Genomic DNA, 15,670 nt, shown 5'->3' on the forward strand with positions numbered 1-15,670 from the left:
TTCACTCGGCGGCCCCGGTGATGTTGCGGGCCATCCCGCCGAAGATGGCCGCGTGGAAGGGGCTGAGCGCCTTCCAGTAGAGGTGCCCGGCCAGACCGTGTGGTTCGAACAGGGCCCGCTGCCGGTAATGGGCGCCGCCGTCGACGGACGGGGTAACCGACAGTTCGAGCCAGCCACGCCCTGGCACCCGCATCTCCGCGCGCAACCGCAGCAGCCGGCCACGCTCGAGGTGTTCGACGCGCCACCAGTCCAGCGCTTCGCCCACGTGCAGGCGGTGCGGGTCGCGCCTACCGCGGCGCAGGCCGACACCGCCGAGCACACGATCGATCCACCCGCGCAATGCCCAGGCCAGGGGGAACGAGTACCACCCGTGTTCGCCGCCGACGGCTTCGAGGACCGCCCACAGGGTAGCCGGGTCGGCGCTCGTATCCCGTTCCCGCACATCGCTGTACAGCGATCCGCCGGACCAGTCGGGATCGGTGGGCAAGGGGTCCGACGGTGCGTCGGGCAGGCCGGCGTCCGACCATCGGGTGGGGACGTCCAGATCGCGGATGCGGTGCAGCGCCAGCTTCACCGCGCCGGAATAGGAGGTGAGCCCGTCCGATGGGTCCGGGATGTAGTCGGCGATGCGATGGTCCGCGCACACGACATCGTTGATGAGCGATTCCATCAGCGGTACGGCGATGGCGCGCGGTACCGGGGTGACCAGATTGACCCACTGGGACGACAGCCACGGGGTCAGCACCGGCACGGGCACGATCACCCGGCGTGGCAGGCCCGCCGCGACGGCATAGCCCCGCATCATGCCCTCGTAGGTGAGTACATCGGGACCGCCGATGTCGAAGGCGTCGTTCACCTGACCGGGCAGGTCGGCCGCGCGCACCAGATAGTGCAGCACGTCCCGCACCGCGATGGGCTGGATCCGGCTGCGCACCCAGCGCGGCGTCACCATGACGGGCAGCCGCTCGGTCAGGTACCGCAGCATCTCGAAACTGGCGGATCCGGAACCGATGATCACCGCCGCGCGCAACACCACGGCGGGGGTCGGCGCGCGGAGCAGGATCTCCCCTACCTCGGCGCGCGAGGCGAGGTGTCGTGACAGCTTCTGGCCGGTGGGAGTGATGCCGCCCAGATACACCAGCCTGGTCAGTCCCGCGCGGTCGGCTTCGGCCGCGACCAGGCTCGCCGCCTCGCGATCCACGTTCTCGAAATCCGCGCGGGCCAGGGAGTGGACGAGATAGTAGAGGACTTCCTGACCGTCCAGCGCGGCGCGTACGTCCTCGACGCGGGTGACATCGCCGCGCACCACCTCGACCCGGTCGCGCCATGCCGCCTCGGTGAGTTTGCCCGGGTCCCTGGCCAGGACCCGGACCGTGTGCCCGGCATCCAGCAGGTCGGGAACGAGTCGGCCACCGAGGTATCCGGTGGCGCCGAACACGACACAGCGCATCCGAGATCACCCCTGTCTGATCCTGAGCCGACCGAGATGTACCGAGATTCACCGGTGAAACCCGAAGCCCGCCATCGTGCGATGCTTCGTTCCCTTCCCCCTTCTACTGTATACACGATTCCGGGCCCTCATGAGGCGTCGAATTGTGGTCCATAATCGCTCGCGAAAACCGAAACCACCAGGTCAGGAGTAGCGGGGATGGACTATGTGCGGGATTTCGGGGAGGTCGACCGGACTCAGGTCGCGATCGTCGGCGGCAAGGGCGCGAACCTCGGTGAGCTGTCGCGCATCGACGGTGTCGAGGTGCCGGACGGGTTCTGCGTGACGACAGATGCCTACGCGCGGACCGTGGCAGCGTCGCTCGACGACCAGCTCGACGAGCTGTCCCGTCTCGAACCGGAGGACCGCGAAGCCATCCGCGTGCTGAGCGCGCAGATCCGACGAACGATCGAAGAGCTCGTCATTCCCGATGATGTGGCGGCCGAGATCATCGGCGCGCACGCCCGGCTCGGTGCGGAGGGCGCCTACGCTGTCCGTTCCAGTGCGACGGCCGAGGATCTGCCTACCGCGTCCTTCGCAGGCCAGCAGGACACCGCGCTGAACATCGTGGGGCCGGAGGCGATCCTCGAGCACGTCAGCCGGTGCTGGGGCTCGCTGTTCACCGAGCGAGCCGTCACCTATCGTCTGCGAAACGGGTTCGACCACAGGATGATTCGGATGGCCGTTGTCGTACAGCGGATGGTGTTTCCCCGCGCCGCGGGCATCCTGGTCACGGCCGACCCCGTCACCTCCGATCGGACGGTCCTTTCCATCGACGCGGGCTTCGGTCTCGGTGAGGCGCTCGTTTCCGGCCTCGTGAACGCCGACGTCTACCGGGTTCGCCACGGCGACATCATCGGCGCAACGATCGCCACCAAGAAGCTCGCCGTCGAGCCGGTGCCGACCGGCGGAACGCAGGTGCGCGAGATCGCCGAGGAGCGCCGAAACGATCCGGTGCTGTCCGAGGCCGAGGTACTCGAGCTTGCGCGGCTCGGCCGCCGCATCGAAGCGCATTTCGGCAGCCCCCAGGACATCGAATGGTGCCTGGACAGCGAGGGTTTCCGCATCGTGCAGAGCAGGCCGATCACCACGCTGTTCCCGATTCCCGCGGCCGCCGACGACGAGAATCGCGTCTACGTTTCGGTCGGTCATCAGCAGATGATGACCGATGCCATGAAGCCGCTGGGGATCTCGTTGTGGCAGCTGACGAGCCGGGCGCCCATGCGTACCGCGGGTGGACGATTGTTCGTCGATGTCACCGCGCTGCTGTCGTCTCCAGCGAAAGGCGCGGGCCTGATCGAAGGGCTCGGCAAGTCCGATCCGCTGATCGGGGACGCGCTGCAGACCCTGATCGACCGCGGTGACTTCGTCCCTCAGGTCCCGGACGAGGATTCCGCCCAACCATCGGCCTCCGCCGCACCTGCTCCGATCGAGGCCGATCCCGACCTGGTCGCCGAGCTGATCGCGACCAGCGAGTCCTCCCTCGCGACCCTGAAACGCGATATCCGGACCCGGTCCGGACCGGCGCTGGTCGACTTCATCCTGGCCGATATCCAGGAGCTGCAGCGGGTCCTGTTCACCCCGCGCGGGTTACAGGTGATCACGGCCGCCATGGACGCCACGTGGTGGCTCAACGATCAGCTGCAGGAATGGCTGGGCGAGAAGAACGCGGCCGATGCGCTCACCCAGTCGATTCCCGGGAACGTGACCTCGGAGATGGGCTTCGCGCTGCTGGACGTCGCCGATGCGATCCGCCCGCATCCGGAGGCGGTCGCCTACCTGCAGCAGGTCGAAAAGGAAGGTCTGACCGGGGGCGACTTCTTGGACGACCTGGCTGAACGCCGAGGCGGTCCACAGGCACGCGCCGCGATCGAGGACTTCCTCGACGCATACGGCATGCGCTGCGTCGGCGAAATCGATATCACCCGGCCACGCTGGAGCGAAAGCCCCACCACACTCGTACCGACGATCCTCGGCAATATCAGGAACTTCGGGCCCGGCGCGGGCAGACAGCGCTTCGAGGACGGACTGCGCGACGCCGAGCAGACGAAACAACAGCTCCTGCAACGACTCCGCGCCCTGCCGGACGGAGACCGGAAGGCCGAAGAGACCGAGCGGATGATCGATCGGGTCCGCACGTTCTCCGGCTATCGGGAGTATCCGAAATACAGCATGGTCAGCCGCTATTTCGTCTACAAGCAGGCCCTGCTGGGCGAAGCCGCGCGTCTCGTCGAGGCCGGAGTACTCCGCGAGCCCGAGGACCTCTTCTTTCTGACATTCGACGAGCTCGGTGAGGTGACCCGCACCCATCGGGCGAGTGCGGAGCTCCTCGACGAACGCAGGGACGCGTTCCGCGCGTATCAGGCGCTCACCCCGCCGCGGGTGCTCACCTCCGACGGGGAGACCTTGACCGGGTCGTATCGGCGCGCCGATCTACCACCGAGTGCGCTGCCCGGCATGGCGGTGTCCGCCGGGACGATCGAGGGTCGCGCCCGCGTCGTGTCGGATATCGCCGAGGCCGACCTCGAATCGGGCGACATCCTGGTCACCGCCTACACCGATCCGAGCTGGACCCCGCTGTTCGTCGCGATCGCGGGCCTGGTGACCGAAGTCGGCGGCCTGATGACCCATGGTGCGGTGATCGCCCGCGAATACGGGCTGCCCGCCGTCGTCGGCGTGGAGCACGCCACCGAACTGATCCGCGACGGGCAGCGCATCCGGGTGAACGGCACGGACGGATGCGTCGAGATCCTCTCCGCCCCAGCCGGCGGCTATTTTCCCAGTTCGGCGGTGGTCGAGCGGCGTTAGGATTGGAGGAGGGGTGCAAGGAGAAGAAGGATGAGCACCACCAGTGTGATCGTGATCATCGTCGTCGTGGCGGTAATCGTTGTGCTCGTCGGCGCGTGGCTGCTGATGCGCAAACAGCGTGAACATCAGCGGGCCGAGGCCGAGGGCATCCGTGACCGCGCGGCGGAACAGGAATTCGAAGTCGGTCAGCGCCAGGCACGGGCGGAGGAAATCGCCGCCAAGAGCCGCGCGGCCAAGGCCGAAGCCGAGGCCAAAGCCGCGCAGGCCGACCAGCTTGCCCAGCAGGCTCACGTGCACCGCAACGACGCGGCCGAGTCGCGAGCCGACCTGGACAAGGAATGGGAGCGCGCCGACCAGGTCGACCCGGACACGAAGACAGGCCGACCGCCGGATTCAACCTGAACCGGGAACGGACAAGGTCCTATCGGGCCCGCTCAGGCACGTCCTAGGCGGGCTCGCGCTCTATTTCGGCACCAGTACTCCGGTCAGATCCGCTTCCCGGATCGGGGTATCCGGATTCGCCTGGGCGCTGCACATCAGGTTGATGGCCGCGACCGCCAGGTCGACGGTGTTCTGGTCGATCGACGCGTCGTCCCCGCGCTCCTCTTCGAGGAACTTGGTCACCGTCGTGTGCTTCTTGGCCGAGTCCTGCGCGGTGTACTCGCTACACCGGGTGTCACCACCCTTGTTGACCGCCTTCTCCACCTCACCGCAGCCCGCGGCCCCACCGAGCACGGCCACAATCAACCCCGTCGCCACGACTGTCTTTCGCACAAGCATGGTCACTCTCTCGTCCCTGTAGTCGATCGCGCCCGCGAGGGCCCGTTACACCGGACATAACCACTCTGGCCGAAGGTAACCAGCGGGCCGGACCCCGCCTGCCGCCGCCCACAAGGCCCCGACGCACAGCATGATGGTGGGATGGCCGAGAGGGTGAGCGTATGCGCACAGTGCTGATACTGATCGTCGTGTCGGCGATCGGGCTGATCGTCGGCGATCGGGTCGCAGTCGTGTTGGTGCAGAACGAGATCGGCCGCAAGGTGGCGGCCGAGTACGACCTTCCGCACCGGCCGGACGTCGATATCCGCGGGTTTCCGTTTCTGACCCAGGCCGCCGACGGCAACTATCCGGAAATCGACATCCGGGTCGGTGACTGGACTGGGGAGAACATTTCCGTCCACGACCTCGATGTCGTGCTGACCGACGTGTCCGCGCCGCTGAGCGACGTGCTCGGCAACCGCACGTCGAACCTTGTCGCGGCCACGGCGACGGCGACGGCCGTCGTTCCCTACGACGTCGTGCGGGGATTCGCGCCGTCGGGCGTGGAATCGATCTCCGACAGCCCGGACGGGCTGCGCGTCACCGGGACCTTCCCGGTGGCCGGGATGGCGGTGCCCGCGACAGTCTTCGTCACTGTCGCACCGACCGACGACGGCATCGAGGTCACGCCGGTCTCGGTCCAGCCCGCTATCGGCGGACCGACACTCTCGCTGACGATGCTGCGCCGAACCCTGACCTTCGTCGTGCCGCTGCAGCGGCTGCCGCTCGGAGCACGCTTGACAGCCATCCAGCCGGGCGCCGACGGCCTCCATGCGACCGCCGTGGCCGAGGACGTGCGCTTCGCCGACCTGCCGTGACGACGAGGTGGTGAGGTCAGGCACCATCGCTTGCCGCCCGGTAGCGGGCGTGCCACAGTGAAATCGAGCCCGGGAGGAGGGCTTCCGGACGAGGGGTGCCGTACCCGGAGTGCGACAAGACGGCCCGAGGAGGGCTGTCATGTCGTGGATTCTGCTCGTCGTGTCCGGATTCCTGGAAGCCGTGTGGGCCACCGCACTGGGCAAGACCGAAGGTTTCACCCGGCTGGGGCCCTCTGCGGTGTTCTTCACCGCCCTGGCGGCCAGCATGGCCGGCCTGGCCTTCGCGATGCGCGAACTTCCCGTCGGCACTGCCTACGCGGTCTGGGTCGGGATCGGCGCGGTCCTCACCGTGGCCTACGCCATGGCCACCGGTGACGAGCCCGTCGCGGTACTGAAGATCGTGTTCCTGACGATGATCGTCGCCGGCGTCGTAGGACTCAAACTCGCGCACTGACCTCGATCTGCTCTCCCCAGCCGGTCCGTCACCACGGATCTCACCGGCCGACCTGTCCCATGTCGGCGGGTTATGCGATATCGGTGAATGTGACCGGCATGGCCGCCGGGCCGCGCAGGGTGATGTGGTCTCGGTAGACCGGCGGGTCGACGGCCAGGCGTGGGTTGTGGACGCGGCGGGCGAATCGGGTGATGGCGACGGAGGTTTCCAAGCGGGCCAAGGGTGCGCCGAGGCAGAAGTGCTGGCCGAGGCCGAAGGCGAGGTGGCGGTGGGCGCGGGCCGGGTCGAACCGGGTCGGGTCGGGGAAGACCGCGGGGTCGTGGTTGGCCGCGGCGATGAGCATGATCGCGAGATCACCTGCCGCCAGCTCGATTTCGGGAAGTTCGATGGGTTCGCGGACGATGCGCGGCACCAGCTGCACCGGCGGGTCGTAACGCAGGCTCTCTTCGATCACCGCCGCGGCGAAGGGCGCTGCGACGCCGAGGATCGCGAGGTGGTGGCGATGGCGCAGCAGGGCAAGGGTGGTGTTGGCGATCAGGTTGACTGTCGTTTCGTGCCCGGCGATGAGCAGCAGGACGCAGGTCGAGATGAGTTCGTCGTGGGTGAGCGAGTCGTCGGATTCCTCCGCCGCGATCAATGCGGACACCAGATCCTCGCCTGATCGGGTGCGACGGCGGACGAGTTGTTCGAAGTAGTCGTGGAGTTCGTTGCTCGCGCCGGCGATCTGCGCGGGATCGGGGCGGCCTGCGGTGACAGTCGCCGAGATCGGGTCGAGGCTGCGCGCCAGCAGCATCGACCACTGCCGCAACAGCGGTTCGTCGTCGAGTGGGACGCCGAGCAGTTCGCAGATGACCGTGATCGGCAGTGGGTAGGCGAGATCGGCGACGATGTCGAGGTGTCCGCGTTCGGCCGCGCGGTCGAGGGCGGCATCGGCGATCTCGGTGATGCGCGGTTCGAGGGTGCGCACCACGGCAGGGGTGAACGCCTTGGCTACCAGACGACGTAGCCGGGTGTGGTCGGGCGCGTCCCGGAACAGCATCGACGCGGTGCCGGTCAGGGCACCCGCGTGCTCCCCGGCGAGATCGTGAACGGGAGTGGGCCCCAGCGGAATCGAGGCGTGGTGGCGTTCCACACTCGCCGACTTGTGCCGGAGCACGGCCGTACAGTCCCGGTGGGACGACAGCACCACGACCGGCGTCCGGCCGAGTCGGGTCGGCCCGTGCGCACGCATGTCGGCGTAGAGCGGATACGGATCGCTGCGCTGCGCTGGATCGAGCAGTCGAGCGAAGAAGCCGGAGCCGGCCGTGGTGGTCATGGAGTCCGCCCTGGGTCAGTCGTGTCGGATCGCGCGGTGGCTGAACGTGGGTGCCGTGCCGGGATTGAGCAGCGCACCGGTCAGCTCGCTGGACGGGAAGAACTGCAGGAACCGCGAGTCCTGCTGCGACACATCCACGATGGTCTTCTCGATGACCATCGAGTTGTATTGCTCGTAGGTCGTCTCGATGGTGTTCGCATTGAGCACGACCTCATGCCCCCAGGACTTCGCCGTCCGCGCCAGACCTGGGATGCGGGAGTTCTCCGGGGTGAGGCATTCGGTGGCGATCGCGTTCTCGCTGACCGCCCAGATCCCGGTATCGGTATTGAGCACCAGAGACTGATTGCCCATCGCGTGTCCGGGTGTGGACAGCAGCGCGACGCCGGGCCCGAGCAGTACGCTGCCGTCCAGCGGCACGATCTTCTCCTGCGGTAGGTCCACGAACGTGGTGGGCTGATACCAGGGCCGCTGGTATGGGTGCAGATCCGCCATCGCTTCCAGTTCATCCCGTTGCGCGAGCAGCCTGGCGTTCGGGAATGCTGCCACCACCGGCTCGTTCGGGCTGATGTCGGGCTGCGATCGGGTGGTGCCCAGCCACCGCCGGACGTCTTGCGTGTGCAGGTGGTCGAAGGCGAGATAGTCGACCTCGGCCGGATCGACCCCGGCGCGGCGACAGGCGGTGAGCACATCGGAGTGCTCGGTGACGAACAGGTTGCGCACCGGACCCGGCGTGTACCGCTGGAGTTCGGCGAAATAGGGCGTGTAGGAATCGAGTTCGTGATCGCTGGGTTCGAACAGCAGGGTGCGCCGGGTGCCGTCGGAGTCGGTCCAGCGCACGATCAGCATGCGGTTGCTGATGGTGACGAACGGCGCCGGGCTCACGGCCGCCCGGAACAGTCCGTAGCGGGTGGGATACGGCAGTGAGATCAGGTCGCAGGTACGTACCGAGTCGGGTCGGCCGGTGGCGGCGAACTCCCGGCGGAATTCCAGTGCGGCGATGCGCGCGGCGCGAAGGCGCGGCCCGAAGCCGCCGGGGGCGGTCAGCGCCTTGTCGAAGGTGTCGATTCGAGCGAACGGCGCGGTGATGGCCGGCCGTGGGATGGCGAGGGGCTCGGTGGCGAGCCGGTCGGCGATGCTCATGTGTGGCTCCTGGTGGGAACAGTCGGGAACGCGGCGATCACAGGGTCCGGGGCCGCAGGCGGCTGGCCGTGAAGAGCGGGGTGAGTGGCCGGAGCGGGATCGGGGGCGCCCACACGCCGAGCAGGTCGACCCGATGTAGCCTGGCTTCGAGCACGCGGCCGATGCCCATCTGGTCGAGGGGATCGCGTTCGGAACCCTGCACCGTCAGCTGGAAGTCGTCGATTCGGCGGACCTCGACAACGCGCTCACGCGGGGTGAAACCCACCAGCCAGGACGGGAAGACACCGGCGAGGCCGACCACATTGCGGTGCGGGCGGGCCAGGATCGGCGGTGGATCGGTCAGGATCGCGCCGAGCGAGCCACTCATGCTGAGCAGCTTGTGCCCACGGCGGGTGGCCTCCGCGCGGATCTCGGTATCGGTGACGGTCCAGTCGATCTGACCCAGTTTCTTCGGGTAGCCGAGTAGTTCCCGGCCGATGATCAACGCGACATCGTCGTCGAGAATCATCCAGGGGCAATGGATTCCGGTGCCCTGCACGGTTTTGACGTGCACGAACAGCCCGGCCTCGTGGTAGCGCTGCGACTCGAAGTTGTTGTCGGGAAAGAACGCGGTGAACAGGTCGGCGCGCGCGGGCTCGGTCAACCGGACGCCAGTGGGCAGCCACTGTCGCATCCGATCCGGATCGATCTCGACGGTCGCGCTGAAGTAGTGGGCGTCGCGGTAGAGGCTCCGGCGCGGGTCACCCATCGTGAGCACGCGGCGCAGGTCGGTGCTCAGGGAGCGTCCGACGGTGCGGAGGGCGGGTTCCCAGCCCATGGCTACTTGACCTTTCGGTAGACGGCGCGCAGCAGCGGTCCGACGAGCGCGCGCGGGGTGTACTGGCCGCCGACGGTCTGTACTTTGGCGAACAGACCGGGCACCACCCGGCGCCTACCCGCATCCATACCCGCGATCGCCTGCGCCGCAGCCTGTTCCGCGCTCACCCACAGCGGAGCGGGGACCATGCGATCGAGCTCGGGAACTTCGGCGACCTCGGCGTATTCGGTGCGCACCGGCCCGGGCGCGAGCAGCGTGCACTGCACCCCGGAACCGGCCAGCTCGCCGTGCAGCGATTCGGCCAGGGTGTTGGCGAAAGCCTTGGACGCGGCGTAGGTGGCGTTGTTCGGGCCGGGCTGATTGCCCGCGGTGGAGCCGGTGATGAGAATCGCGCCGGTGCCGCGCTCGACCATGCCGGGCAGCACAGCGAGCGTGAGGTCGTGCACGGCAACGGTATTCACCTCGACCTGTCTGCGTTCACGAAGCGGGTCGGCGGTGGCGAGTTCACCGTAGGTGGCGAATCCGGCGTTGTTGCAGAGCACGGCGATGTCGCGTCCGGCGAGCTCGTCGCACAGTTTCGCGCGTTCGCCGCGGTCGGCCAGGTCGACGGCGCGGACCTCGGATTCGACACCGTGGCGCGCCGCGAGCCGGTCGGCCAGCTCGCGCAGCCGATCCTCCCGGCGCGCCACCAGGATCAGTGAAAATCCGCGCTGGGCGAGGCCTTCGGCGAGTGCGGCTCCGATTCCGGACGACGCTCCGGTGATGACGGCCCTCGTGCTCGCAGTGGGGGTGGGTAGCGACATGGGTTCTCCTCGGAAGTCAGAACTGGGTGAGTGCGCGCGCGGTCACGGTGGTGCCCGCGGTGGCGAGGGTGCGGACGGCGCCGGGGCCGGTCACCTGCTTGTCCCCCGCTGCGATGCGCCGGAAATTCGCCGCGTGCCAGGCGAGCTGGAGGTAGGAATTGACCGGAGTGGCGGCCGCGAGGGGGATGCGCGGTGCGGTGGGCAGGTGCTGCGGTTGCCCGGCACCTGTCAGCAGGTCCGCGGCGATGTCGGGCCGCACGGCGAACGGGCGACCCAGCCCGATCATGTCGACCGCGCCGTCGGCGAGCACCTCGTCGATGAGGGCACGGGTGCGAATTCCGCCGGTGAGCATGAGCGGCATCGCCGAGCGGGCTCGCAGTTCTCGCGCGTAGCGCAGGAAGTACGCTTCGCGTTCCCGGGTGCTGTCTTGCACGACACCGGTCATGGCGGGTGCTTCGTAGTTTCCGCCGGAGATCTCCAGCAGGTCGATGCCTGCCTGTTCGAGCGCGAGGGCGACATCGAGGGATTCTGCTTCGGCCAATCCCCCGCGCTGGAAGTCGGCCGAGTTGAGCTTCACCGAGACAATGGCCTCTGGCCCGATCGCCTGTCGCACGTCGGCCACGACTTCCAGCAGCAGCCGGCGACGGTTCTCGGGGCTACCGCCGTAGCGGTCGGATCGCTGGTTGGCGACGGGTGAGAGGAACTGCGACAGCAGATATCCGTGGGCGGCGTGCACCTGCACACCGGAAAAGCCCGCTGCCACCGCGAGTTCGGCGGTGCATGTGTAGCGGCGGCGCAGATCGGCGATGTCGTCGAGGCTCAGGGCACGTGGCTTGCGCAGGTTGAAGCCGAGCGCCTGCGGCCGCAGCGCCGAGGGGCCGACAGGGCGGCGGTGCAGTGGTCCGACCGCGACCCGCCCGGGGTGGTTGATCTGCATGACCATGACCGAACCTTCGCGGGATCCCGCTCGCGCCCAGTTGGCGACGGCCTCGAGATGGCGATCGTCCTCGAGCGTCACGTTGCGGGGCTCGACGTAGGCGCGGCGGTCGATCATGACATTGCCGGTGATCAGCAGACCCGCGCCGCCACGTCCCCAGGCGCTGTAGAGCCGGGTCAGCGTCGCGCTGGGCGCGCCGGTGATGTCCCCGAGCTGTTCGCTCATGGCGGCCTTGGCGATCCGGTTGGGCAGGGTCACCCCGCACGGCAGCGTCAACGGGCTGCCGACCGCGACGATGCGGGGCGAACGATTCTTGGGTGGCATGGTGAACTCCTGGTGTGGCGTCATGGTTTCGGGGTCAGGCGATGAGCCGAGCGGCGGCAAGGATCGGGCGCAGCCGGCGACGCCGTGGCGCGATCTCGGCGGACGCGGTCGGCCGCGGTACCGCCCGGGTGAGATCGGCGGGACTCGGCAGCAGGGCGCGCGCCGTCAGCAGTCGGTCCAGCGCGCGCACCAGCCATCGGCCGCGCAACACCTCCCAACGCAATTCCGGTCCGCCCGCGAGGATTTCGGCGGACGGCTCGGAGATCCGCGCGTAGAGATCGCCGACCGGCGTGCGCAGCCGCTGCTGGAGCAGTGCGGCCTCGGCGAGCAGCCGGGAGCTGTTCATCAGCAACATGCCCGCACCCGAGCGCGGCGCGACCAGCCCGGCGAAATACAGGTTCGCCAGGCCGGGCGCGAAGGTGTGCGACACCAGTCGTGGTTGCCCGTTCTGCCATTCGAGCAGACCGTCGCGCAAGAACGGGAAGGTGGTCTTGAACCCGGTCGCCCAGACGATGGTGTCGTAGCCGGCGCTCGTGCCGTCGGTGAAATGCACGGTGCGGCCGTCGAAGCGCGCGATTTCCGGCCGGACGGTGATCCGGCCGTGCTTGAGGAAATACGGGAGCTGCTGGTTGACCACGAGATCCTGATCGAAGATCCGGTGCTGGGGCTTGGCCAGTCCGAAGCTCTCGTACCTGCCCATGCCGATGGTGACGAGCGACCGGAAGATGGCTTCCTGCACCAGCCGCGGCACCGGCACCGAACCGACATCGAAGTTTCCGCTCGGAATCCCCAGGACGTATTTCGGGATGAACCAGTAGCTGCGGCGCAGCGAGATCTCGGCGTTGCCGAAGGTCACTGCGGCCTCGACAGCCAGGTCGCAGCCGGAGTTGCCCGCGCCGACCACGAGGACGCGCGGGCCGTCGAGGTCGGCGGGGCGCTTGTAGTCCTTGGAGTGGATCTGTTTGCCGGTGAATTCGCCCGGATAGGACGGGATGTCGACATCCCAGTAGTGGCCGTTGGCGACCACGACACCGTCGTACTCACGTGCCGTGCCATCGGCGAATTCGACCCGCCAGCCGGCCAGGCCGGCCTCGTCGAGCGGCGCGACATCGGTCACCAGGGTGTCGAACTCGATGCGGTGGTCCAGTCCGAACTCGGCTGCGAAGCTGCGCAGGTAGTCGCGCATCTGCGCCGCGCTGGGGAAGTCCGGGTAGCCCTCCGGCATCGGGTAGTCCGGGTATTCGGTGACGCCCTTGGAACTGATCAGGTACGTGGAGTCGTACACCCCATGCGACCAGTTGCCACCGATTGCCGCCGTGGCCTCGACATGGTCATAGTCCAAACCCAGATCCGTGTAGGCCTTCGCCACCGCCAATCCGGTGTAACCGGCCCCGATGATGCAGTACCGACGGGTCATTGCCACCTCCGAAGAAAGCTACACTCTCTGTAGCTACATTATGTGTAGTATTTGCGGTGGAACTGCCGAATGTCAAGCAGGCCCCCGAAACGGAAAGGCGGACCGCGACCATGGCCGAACGGCGAAACCGCGCCTACGCACCGCGAATGGCACCCGAACAGCGGCGCGAACAACTGCTCGACGCGGTCTTGCGCGTCATCGTCGAGCAGGGCGTGCACAAGGTGTCCATCGACACCGTCGCCAAGGAAGCCGACGTCAGCCGCCCCGTCGTCTACGGATTGTTCGACGATTCCGACCAGTTGCTGCGCGCCTCACTCGATCGGGAGGAAACCGCGGCGCTGGCGCAGATGGCCGAGGTCGTGCCGCTGGCCGCCGCCGGTGATCCGGTCGCGGCGACCTCGGAGAGTCTCGAATACTTCCTCGCCGCCGTGCAGGCCGCACCCGATCGCTGGCGCGCCATCTTCCTCATCGCGGACGCCAGCACCCCCACCTTCCGCGGTCGACTGGAGCGGGGACGGCAGGCCTTCATCGCCGCACTCGCCACCTTCGTCCGGGAGTCGTGCCCACCCGAACGGCTCCCGACCCTCGATGTCGAACTCACCGCCCGCACCCTGTACGCGCTGTTCTGGGAAGCGGGCCGCCTGGTCCTGGCCGATCCCGAAGCCTTCCCGCCACAACGGATTCGCGCCTACGCCGACACCCTCATCCCTGCCCTCCCCGCTTTCCACGACCGGAAAACGCCCTGATGACCGACCTGTACCGCTACCCGCGCCGCTCGTAAGCCATGGAAATTGCTTCCGCACCCTGCCGGATGGTTTCGACATACCGCGCACGGTCGGTGTGGCTGACCGCGGAGCGCAGCGGACCGATCTGGACCTCGTAGGGCGCCGCGGAGCTGTCGAACACCGGTGCCGACAGGTAGCTGACGGGCAGCGACTCCGCGCTGGTGAGGTCGGCTTCGCGATAGGGGCGCGCGGTGAGACGCGCCAGCTGGCGAAGTACCCGCGCGCGTAGTTCCGGCTGGACCACCTCGGACCCCACCGCACCGAGCAGTTCCGCGAGCACGTCCACCAGACCGGCGTCGTCGGAGTCCGGGCGGAACACCGCGCAGCCGTGGGTGCTGACGAACCGCAACAGCGCGGGAGCGCTCCGCCGCGCCGGACCGGTCGCTGTCGCCAGCCACGCGCTGCGTTCGGACTCGCCCCGCCACGGCATCACCGCAGCGCCCGCCGGATAGGCCAGTGGAATGGACTGTCCCACAGCGAGTCCGGGGACGATGCGCGCGCCCAGCGCATACTCCTTGGCCACCACGGTGAGCCGGCCGTCGGCGATTCGGCTCAGCGTCACGCCGCACTGTGCGGCCACGGCCAGTGCTCTCAGCTCGGCACTCACCGCGGCATTCGGGCTCTCGGGGTCGGCGGTGGACAGCGCGGCGAGCGCGGGGCCGGGGCCGAAACGGCGATCGCGGTCGCGGTGCACCCAGCCCGCGTCGGTGAGTTCGGTGAGTACTGCGGTGATGGTCGCGCGGGCGAGCGAGAGCGCGGCCGCGATCTCCGATGCGGTCAGCGCTCGGTCGCTGCGGGTCAGCAGCTCCATCACCTCGATGACCCGGCGCGTCGGAGGCGAGGCGGATTCCGGCATGACGCCCCTTGTCTGCGGGTGCGGCCCGCCCTACACTGCTTCGACTATTCGCCACATATTAGTCGAATACTCGACACAAGGGGTGAGCATGATTCTCGACCACTTCCGGCTGGACGGCCGGGTAGCCGTCGTGACCGGCGCGGGACGCGGCCTCGGCGCCGCGATAGCCACCGGTTTCGCCGAGGCAGGCGCCGACGTGGTGATCGCCGCGCGCACCGAGGCCGATCTGCGGCAGGTCGCCGAGCAGGTGGAGGCGACCGGTCGGCAGGCGCTCGTCGTGGTGGCCGACCTCGCCGATCCGGACGCGGTCACCGCGCTGGCCGGGGCCGCGGTCGAGCGGTTCGGCCGCCTGGACATCGTCGTCAACAACGTGGGTGGGGCGCTGCCGAGGCCGCTGCTGGACACCTCCCCCGACGACCTCGCCGAAGCCTTCGCGTTCAACGTCGGCACAGCGCACGCCCTGGTGCGGGCCGCGGTGCCGAAGATGCTCGCGACAGCGGGCAGCGGATCGATCATCAACATCACCTCGACGATGGGCAGGCTGCCGGGCCGCGCTTTCGCCGCGTACGCCACCGCCAAGGCGGCCCTGGCGCATTACACCCGCAGTGCCGCGATGGATCTGAGCCCACGGATCCGGGTCAATGCCATCGCACCGGGGTCGATTCTGACCTCGGCGCTGGAAATCGTCGCAGGCAATGAGCAGATGCGCGCCGAGATGGAGCGGGCGACCCCGCTGCAGCGCCTCGGCGAGCCGACCGATATCGCCACGGCCGCACTGTTTCTCGCCTCCCCCGCGGGTTCTTTCCTCACCGGGAAGGTGCTCGAGGTCGACGGCGGGCTCATCGCGCCCAATCTCGCCATCCCCCTTTCCGATCTGTGAGGACGACA

General features: G+C 68.2%; 15 protein-coding genes and 1 riboswitch. Of the genes, 6 read left to right on the top strand and 9 right to left on the bottom strand.

Annotation, left to right across the window (positions count from 1 at the left end):
* Window position 1: 1 nt before the first annotated feature.
* Entirely contained in the window at window positions 2-1,450 is a 1,449-nt protein-coding gene (locus tag IEY60_RS16980) for an SDR family oxidoreductase (protein ID WP_189029123.1), read from the bottom strand.
* Window positions 1,451-1,648: 198 nt separating this feature from the next.
* On the opposite strand from IEY60_RS16980, the gene rph reads away from it, so the two are divergent.
* The gene (gene rph, locus IEY60_RS16985; protein ID WP_189029125.1) at window positions 1,649-4,297 is read left to right on the top strand and encodes a rifamycin-inactivating phosphotransferase; all 2,649 of its coding nucleotides are present in this window, start codon (window positions 1,649-1,651) and stop codon (window positions 4,295-4,297) included.
* A gap of 30 nt (window positions 4,298-4,327) precedes the next feature.
* Window positions 4,328-4,699 (top strand): hypothetical protein, encoded by a 372-nt coding sequence (locus IEY60_RS16990; RefSeq protein WP_189029127.1) that lies wholly within the window; start codon window positions 4,328-4,330, stop codon window positions 4,697-4,699.
* Between the two features lie 60 nt (window positions 4,700-4,759).
* Here the strand turns inward: IEY60_RS16990 and IEY60_RS16995 are convergent, their stop codons facing one another.
* A complete protein-coding gene (locus IEY60_RS16995) occupies window positions 4,760-5,077 on the bottom strand; it encodes a hypothetical protein (protein WP_189029491.1) in 318 nt (105 codons plus the stop codon).
* Window positions 5,078-5,238: 161 nt separating this feature from the next.
* Here IEY60_RS16995 and IEY60_RS17000 point away from each other — a divergent pair, with 161 nt between their 5' ends.
* Both IEY60_RS17000 and IEY60_RS17005 read left to right on the top strand, forming a co-directional pair.
* The gene (locus IEY60_RS17000) at window positions 5,239-5,934 is read left to right on the top strand and encodes an LmeA family phospholipid-binding protein (RefSeq protein WP_189029129.1); all 696 of its coding nucleotides are present in this window, start codon (window positions 5,239-5,241) and stop codon (window positions 5,932-5,934) included.
* A 62-nt stretch (window positions 5,935-5,996) separates the two neighbouring features.
* Window positions 5,997-6,063: riboswitch (guanidine-III (ykkC-III) riboswitch) on the top strand.
* 10 nt (window positions 6,064-6,073) lie between these two features.
* Complete coding sequence (locus IEY60_RS17005) at window positions 6,074-6,388, top strand: DMT family transporter (RefSeq protein WP_189029131.1); 315 nt, start codon at window positions 6,074-6,076, stop codon at window positions 6,386-6,388.
* A 70-nt stretch (window positions 6,389-6,458) separates the two neighbouring features.
* Here the strand turns inward: IEY60_RS17005 and IEY60_RS17010 are convergent, their stop codons facing one another.
* The 6 genes from IEY60_RS17010 to IEY60_RS17035 are packed head-to-tail and all read right to left on the bottom strand — an operon-like array spanning window position 6,459 to window position 13,141.
* On the bottom strand, window positions 6,459-7,703 hold the full coding sequence (locus IEY60_RS17010; protein ID WP_189029134.1) for a cytochrome P450: 1,245 nt from the start codon (window positions 7,701-7,703) through the stop codon (window positions 6,459-6,461).
* Window positions 7,704-7,718: 15 nt separating this feature from the next.
* Complete coding sequence (locus IEY60_RS17015) at window positions 7,719-8,843, bottom strand: MBL fold metallo-hydrolase (RefSeq protein WP_229739898.1); 1,125 nt, start codon at window positions 8,841-8,843, stop codon at window positions 7,719-7,721.
* Window positions 8,844-8,880: 37 nt separating this feature from the next.
* The gene (locus IEY60_RS17020; RefSeq protein ID WP_189029136.1) at window positions 8,881-9,660 is read right to left on the bottom strand and encodes an acetoacetate decarboxylase family protein; all 780 of its coding nucleotides are present in this window, start codon (window positions 9,658-9,660) and stop codon (window positions 8,881-8,883) included.
* A gap of 2 nt (window positions 9,661-9,662) precedes the next feature.
* Complete coding sequence (locus tag IEY60_RS17025; RefSeq protein ID WP_189029138.1) at window positions 9,663-10,463, bottom strand: SDR family NAD(P)-dependent oxidoreductase; 801 nt, start codon at window positions 10,461-10,463, stop codon at window positions 9,663-9,665.
* A 16-nt stretch (window positions 10,464-10,479) separates the two neighbouring features.
* A complete protein-coding gene (locus tag IEY60_RS17030) occupies window positions 10,480-11,724 on the bottom strand; it encodes an NADH:flavin oxidoreductase/NADH oxidase family protein (RefSeq protein ID WP_189029140.1) in 1,245 nt (414 codons plus the stop codon).
* Between the two features lie 34 nt (window positions 11,725-11,758).
* Window positions 11,759-13,141 carry a flavin-containing monooxygenase gene (locus IEY60_RS17035; protein WP_189029142.1) on the bottom strand — a complete coding sequence of 461 codons (1,383 nt, stop codon included), beginning with the start codon at window positions 13,139-13,141 and terminating at the stop codon, window positions 11,759-11,761.
* A gap of 146 nt (window positions 13,142-13,287) precedes the next feature.
* On the opposite strand from IEY60_RS17035, the gene IEY60_RS17040 reads away from it, so the two are divergent.
* A complete protein-coding gene (locus IEY60_RS17040; protein WP_189029144.1) occupies window positions 13,288-13,887 on the top strand; it encodes a TetR/AcrR family transcriptional regulator in 600 nt (199 codons plus the stop codon).
* 16 nt (window positions 13,888-13,903) lie between these two features.
* Here IEY60_RS17040 and IEY60_RS17045 read toward each other — a convergent pair whose 3' ends face one another.
* A complete protein-coding gene (locus IEY60_RS17045; protein ID WP_189029146.1) occupies window positions 13,904-14,782 on the bottom strand; it encodes a helix-turn-helix domain-containing protein in 879 nt (292 codons plus the stop codon).
* 88 nt (window positions 14,783-14,870) lie between these two features.
* On the opposite strand from IEY60_RS17045, the gene IEY60_RS17050 reads away from it, so the two are divergent.
* Entirely contained in the window at window positions 14,871-15,662 is a 792-nt protein-coding gene (locus tag IEY60_RS17050; protein ID WP_189029148.1) for an SDR family oxidoreductase, read from the top strand.
* Window positions 15,663-15,670 lie beyond the last annotated feature (8 nt).

Origin of the sequence: Nocardia rhizosphaerihabitans, assembly GCF_014646295.1 — a bacterium.
Taxonomy (GTDB): Bacteria; Actinomycetota; Actinomycetes; order Mycobacteriales; family Mycobacteriaceae; genus Nocardia; species Nocardia rhizosphaerihabitans.